This window comes from Maribacter sp. (assembly GCF_039968975.1).
Taxonomy (GTDB): domain Bacteria; phylum Bacteroidota; class Bacteroidia; order Flavobacteriales; family Flavobacteriaceae; genus Maribacter.
Genome location: NZ_JBDVOT010000110.1, coordinates 1 through 5,744, shown reverse-complemented (window position 1 = coordinate 5,744; position 5,744 = coordinate 1). Strand labels below are relative to the sequence as shown.

The following is a 5,744-nucleotide window of genomic DNA, read 5'->3' as shown; positions in this document are numbered from 1 at the left end:
CACATACACCCATTGGTGATAGTCTTTTTTATCGAAATTCCAAAGCATGGTATGGCAACCTATACTTGTAAAATCGCTAACGGGTATACCTGTAAAAAGGTAACTCAAATATTGCGGGAGATGTAATGAATACTTAATTTCCCTAAATAGTTTTGGTTGCGTGAATTTTAACCAGAATAATTGAAAACCAGAATTTAACATTCCTAATTTAGGAGAACCTGTTTCCTTAGAAATTTCTAATTCATTTCCATGAGTTTCATAAAAAGAATCAATAATTTCTGTTTTTAACGGCTTCATGTAGTTGTACAAAGGCGTTAGGGGTTTACCATTTTCATCAATATTAACCAAGCTTGCTCCATAACAAGAGAAATTCAAAGCTTTAATATGGTACTCTTCAGAATCAAGTATTTTATTAAATGTGGTAATGACCCAACTCGCCAATGCTTGTAAATCTTCTGTAGGGTAACCGTCTTCATCTTCAATTTCATTGAAACGAGCATACTCCCGATGTATCTCACAAAAAGATTCATCGAAAAGAAAGAACTTTTTGTTCGTTTTTCCAATATCGAATACAGCCGTTACCTTAACCTTCATTGCAATTTAATTACAGACCCGAAGCTACTGAATTAGCACCTCTTTCTTTGATCAAATTCTCTCTAACATTTAATGACCTATATGCATTTAAAGGGTTTAAAGCACCTCCTTTACTAAGCCTAGCCTTTTCTAACAATGGTCTTACATCCGTACGGTATGCATCTTGAATTATCTCTTGGCATTTAACGACATCGTGATCTAATTGCGCTGCTTTTAAAAGTTTTTGGTCAACAAGAAGTGCTTTTGCATAAGCCTCTTTAATAGCTTCTAAAGACTGAATTAAATCTTCTAAAGGATCCTTTAAATTATGACTAGCATCTATCATCCAAGCAGGGTAAGGGTTTTGCGGATTGTTTTCCATACCGTAAACCAAAGCGTTAAATATTAAAAATAATGAATAGGGTTTAACACTACCAACCGTAAGATCATCATCGCCATACTTACTATCATTAAAATGAAACCCTCCTAGTTTTCCCTTTAACATTAAGGTAGCGACTATTTGTTCAATATTGGTATTTGGCAAGTGATGACCTAAATCTACTAACGTATAAGCTTTTTCACCACAAGCATTAGCCAGCATAAAAGAGGTTCCCCAATCTTGTATTACCGTACTATAAAAATTAGGCTCGTAAGGTTTGTATTCAATAAACATTTTCCAATCATCAGGTAGCGTTTTGTAAATATCCTTTAAGCTATCTTCTGTATTTTGTAGTGCAGATTGAAAATTACTTTGACCTGCAAAATTAGCCCCATCTGCCAACCAAACGGTTAAACTTTTTGAACCAAGTTTGTTCCCAATTTTTATGACTTCTATATTGTGCGCTATAGCCTGCTCACGTACCGCTTTATCCGTATTACTAAGTGAGCCGTACTTATAACTTTCTATTGAATTCCTTTGGTCCTGAAATGTATTGGAGTTCACAGCATCAAATACAATATCATGAGATTTTGCCAAATCAATAATCGCATTATAATCTTGCGGCACATCCCATGGAATATGTAATGAAATTGCACCTGCACTTTGCGTAAGAGAATGAATTATACCAACATCGTCTATCTTCAACTCTAAACTAGATGGTTCACCTTGAAAACCAAATCGTCCAAAACGTGTACCTCCAGCACCTAATGCCCAACTTGGTATGGCTATCTGAAAGTCCTCAATTTTTTTAATTATAGCATCAACGTCCTTACCATTTTTAGTTAATCTATTAGCTAAAAAATCGAAATGCTCATTATTCTCAATGATGTTTTTTTTATTTGCATCACCAAGTTGATTTTTATCTATTCTCATAAACTTCTTAATTTTTGAAAAATACTTCCATGAGCTAATTAACCCTAATGACCCATGAAAGTAAGAACAAACTAGATTATCTTACGAAGGCATTACTCATACCACCATCTACATTTATAATATTTCCGGTAGTTTTATCTAAAATACCTACACAGGCAAATACTCCATTTGCAATATCTTCAGGATAAATAATTTCATTTAAAAGGTTTCTTTTAGCGTAATGCGCAGGCAATTCGTCAACAGTAATTCCATAAGCTTTTGCTCTACCTTCAGCCCAATCTCCTTCCCATATTTTGCTACCTACAATAACACCATCAGGATTAACCGTATTTACCCGTATTTTATCACCACCAAGTTCAGCCGCTAATAATCTTGCCATATGTTGCTGTGCAGCTTTTGCCGTTCCATAGGCAACATTGTTAGGTCCTGAAACCAATCCGTTTTTACTGGCAATACTGATAAAGTCTCCTCCCAAGCCTTGCTCGCGCATAATACTTACAGCTTGTTTTGCAAGTTCAAACTGTCCTTTTACAAGTACATTTTGGAGTATATCCCAATCTTTGTCAGTAGTTTCTTCTAAAGGTTTTGAAATAGCGAGACCAGCACTATGCACTACAATATCTACGCCACCAAACTCTAAACATGCCTTTTTATATGCTTCATTTATAGATGTTTCTTTTGTAACATCACAAACAGCATAACTAGCAACATCTCTAGCGTAGGTAGATACTGCCTCTTTAAGTCTGTCTTCGACAATATCCGTCAACACAACATTAGCTCCTTCTTCAGCAAGTTTATCGGCAATCGCCTTACCAATACCCCCACCTGCTCCTGTTACCAAAGCAACTTTACGTGACAAAGGTTTTTCTTTTGGCATACGCTGTAATTTCGCTTCTTCAAGCAACCAGTATTCAATATCAAAAGCTTCTTGTCTCGGTAAAGATGTATATTCAGTAAGTGCTTCTGCACCTCGCATTACGTTAATAGCATTTACATAAAACTCATTGGCAACACGAGTGGTTTGCTTATTTTTCGCAAAGCTGAACATACCTACACCAGGGTAGATAATTATAACCGGGCTAGCATCTCTTACAGCAGGGCTATTATCTCGCTTGTGGCTATCATAATAAGACTGGTATTCTTTCTTATATTCTTCGAATGCAGGAAGTAGTTTTGCGCTTACCGAAGTCGTATCAGATAGATCTTCATTAGGATCCAATGCAAGAACCAAAGGTTGTATTTTAGTTCTTAGAAAATGATCAGGACATGATGTTCCCATAGGTGCCAAACGCTCTAAATCATGACTATTAATAAATTCTAGAACAACATCACTATCATTAAAATGACCGATCATTCTATTTTCAGAAGAGCAAAGACCCCTAAGCAGAGGCATTAATTGCGCCGCTTTTTCTAACCGATCTTCTTTTGCGAGACTTTTTATCTTTTGACCTCCAAATACACTACCATTATCGGCAATCCTTTTTTCAATATAATCAGAAGCCATTTCAATAACTTCAAGACTATTTATGTAACATTCATAAGAAGTATCGCCCCATGTAAAAAGACCATGACTACCTAATACAATTCCACGAATTCCAGGGTTGTCATGTAGACATTTTTCTAATTGAAGTCCTAAATCAAAACCAGGTCTTTGCCATGGCACCCACCCCATAGTGTCTCCCCAAATTTCTTTAGTTACTTTTTCGCTATCCTTTGCCGCTGCAACTGCAATTAGCGCATCTGGATGTAGATGATCTATATGTTTAAATGGCAATAGACCATGTAAAGGAGTATCAATAGATGGTGCTTTACTATTTAAATCGTAAATACAATGGTTAAAAAGACCAACCATACGATCTTCATCTTCTAATCCACCATATACATTTTTTAAATTTCGTAGTCTTTCCGTATAAAGACCTGCTATTCCGGCTTTAGTCAAGGTACCAATATCTCCACCAGAACCTTTAATCCACATTACCTCAACTTCCTCATTCGTCAGCGGATCTTTCTCTATGGTCTTACAACTTGTATTGCCACCACCGTAGTTCGTTATTCTTAAATCTGCTCCTAAAATATTTGAACGGTAAAGAAATAAGGCAACTTGGTCATTACCAAATTCAGCGGCTTTTTTATGATCCCATAAATAATCAACATACTTTAAATTCTCAGATATCTGACTCATGAACTTTACTTAAAAAATTAGTATTATCGTTAGATTAGCTAGCTAAGCTAAAAGTTACAAGCCAATATAGCATCCTGTACTATACTGGAAATTAGCACTCTTGTTTTAAATATATATTTTACCCTTGTTTAAGCAAAATCATTGTGTATTTTAAATGAATAATAGCTTTTCACTATAGTGATAGTAGCTAAATAATTTCCGATAAACAATAAATTGACAACACCATTTAAATGATAACATTTAGAAAAATAGTGATTGACAGAAAGTCAAGGAAACCTAAATATAGACAAATTGTAGATTCTATAATTGATGGTATTGCCAAGGGATCCATAGTAATGGATGAACAATTGCCTTCTATTAATATGTTTAGTGAAGAGTTTCTTTTGTCAAGAGATACAGTTGAGAAAGCATATAAAATTTTAAAAGAGAGAAAGATTATAACGTCAGTAAGAGGTAAAGGTTATTTTGTTTCAAGAACACAATTAATCTCTAAAATCAATGTGTTGTTTCTTACCAATAAAATGAGCACCTATAAAATGAAAATTTATAATTCATTTATAAACTCACTGGGTAGTGATGTACATACAGATTTATTTATTTACCACTGTAACGAATCCTTGTTTTTAAATTTATTGGACAAGAGTCAAAACGCATATGATTATTATCTAGTTATGCCTCATTTTAAGTCTGATCAACTTAAACATAAAAGTTACTCTGAATCTGTCATTAACAAATTAAATGATATACCCAGAAAGAAACTGATTATAATGGACAATAACAAGATTGCCTTAGATGGAGATTATTCTGAAGTGTATCAAGATTTTGAAAATGACATATACCACGCCCTAAATGAGGGTATAGACAAAATTATAAGGTATAAAAAGCTTTTATTGGTCTATCCTGAAAAAATTGAATACCCCTATCCAAAACGTATTGTTTTTGGGTTTAGAAAATTTTGTGCGGAAAACAATCTTGATTTTGAAATATTAAATGAGATTTATGATGATATGATCTTAAAGAAAGGGGATCTATATATTACCATTGAAGAAACCGACTTAGTAAATCTAGTACATCAAATACGCGAAGACCATATGTCTATAGGAGAAGATATCGGCATCATCTCCTACAATGACACTCCTTTAAAAGAACTATTAGGAATAACGGTAATATCAACTGATTTTGAAAATATGGGGAAATCTGCCGCTCAGTTGATTTTAGACTCCAAGGTAAATAAAATTAAAAATCCATTTAATCTGATTGACCGCAACTCTATGTAGATAAAAAATTGATTTAAAATATTACAGGATAGCACAGGATGAAGCAAATACTATTTTATTCTAGTATTGTTTAACAAATCAAAACCAATATTTAAAATTCCAAAATTACCGAGTTATGAGATATAATTTAACTGCAGAAGAGATTTCAAGTTATCGCAAAAATGGTTTTTTAATTGTCGATGATTTTTTAAATGAAGAGGAAGTAAAATTATGGAAAGACACCATTGATTTAGCTATTGAAAAAAGACAAGGCAGGAAATTTCCTCATTCAGAAGTAAAAACGGGAGATTCTGATGGCATTAACAAGGATGCTGAATACTTTGGTAAAGTATTTGATCAAATCATCAATTTATGGATGACAGATGACGGGGTAAAGAATTTGATGCTGGACAAACGATTG

Annotated in this window: 5 protein-coding genes; 2 read left to right on the top strand and 3 right to left on the bottom strand. The window is 33.9% G+C overall.

The window, feature by feature from the left end; translation table 11 throughout:
- The 3 genes from ABJI11_RS07630 to ABJI11_RS07620 form a co-directional block, all read right to left on the bottom strand.
- Positions 1-594, bottom strand: a 594-nt coding sequence (locus ABJI11_RS07630) for an FGGY family carbohydrate kinase (RefSeq protein WP_348350913.1), incomplete at its 3' end; no start/stop codon positions are given.
- 10 nt (positions 595-604) lie between these two features.
- Positions 605-1,885, bottom strand: coding sequence for a sugar isomerase (locus ABJI11_RS07625; RefSeq protein WP_348350911.1), 1,281 nt, complete (start codon positions 1,883-1,885; stop codon positions 605-607).
- 76 nt (positions 1,886-1,961) lie between these two features.
- On the bottom strand, positions 1,962-4,067 hold the full coding sequence (locus ABJI11_RS07620) for a bifunctional aldolase/short-chain dehydrogenase (protein WP_348350909.1): 2,106 nt from the start codon (positions 4,065-4,067) through the stop codon (positions 1,962-1,964).
- 230 nt (positions 4,068-4,297) lie between these two features.
- Here ABJI11_RS07620 and ABJI11_RS07615 point away from each other — a divergent pair, with 230 nt between their 5' ends.
- A complete protein-coding gene (locus tag ABJI11_RS07615; protein WP_348350907.1) occupies positions 4,298-5,344 on the top strand; it encodes a GntR family transcriptional regulator in 1,047 nt (348 codons plus the stop codon).
- A 115-nt stretch (positions 5,345-5,459) separates the two neighbouring features.
- The coding region (locus ABJI11_RS07610; protein WP_348350905.1) for a hypothetical protein at positions 5,460-5,744 on the top strand (285 nt) is incomplete at its 3' end.

Bases quoted from the DNA above. Each gene is read 5' to 3' on its own strand.
- ABJI11_RS07615 (WP_348350907.1), top strand. From the start codon at position 4,298: ATGATAACATTTAGAAAAATAGTGATTGACAGAAAGTCAAGGAAACCT.
- ABJI11_RS07620 (WP_348350909.1), bottom strand. From the start codon at position 4,067: ATGAGTCAGATATCTGAGAATTTAAAGTATGTTGATTATTTATGGGAT.
- ABJI11_RS07625 (WP_348350911.1), bottom strand. From the start codon at position 1,885: ATGAGAATAGATAAAAATCAACTTGGTGATGCAAATAAAAAAAACATC.